The 220-nt window shown below is 44.1% G+C and carries 1 pseudogene; it reads right to left on the bottom strand.

The annotated features are described in order from the left end of the window. Nucleotides 1-220 (bottom strand): annotated as a pseudogene (locus BN338_RS12270) (transposase domain-containing protein); the annotation flags it as partial.

The raw sequence follows: 220 nt of genomic DNA, 5'->3' as shown, positions 1-220 counted from the left end.
CGAAAGACCCTCATAACGTGCCCAAACACTTTCCTTTTGCACGCTTTCTTTTATACACCCCCCACCAGAACGCACCAACAAGGCAGCCCGCGCTCCTTCCGGTAATAAAGAAATGTGATATTCCCAAACCGGCTTCGTTTTGCCTAATGTTTGGCGAAACAACTGTGTATTTAAACGCCATTTCTTAAGCGCAAGATTATTAAGACCGATTTTTGTTTTC

The organism is Bartonella queenslandensis AUST/NH15 (genome assembly GCF_000312585.1).
Taxonomy (GTDB): domain Bacteria; phylum Pseudomonadota; class Alphaproteobacteria; order Rhizobiales; family Rhizobiaceae; genus Bartonella; species Bartonella queenslandensis_A.
This window is presented reverse-complemented; position numbering and strand designations above follow the sequence as displayed.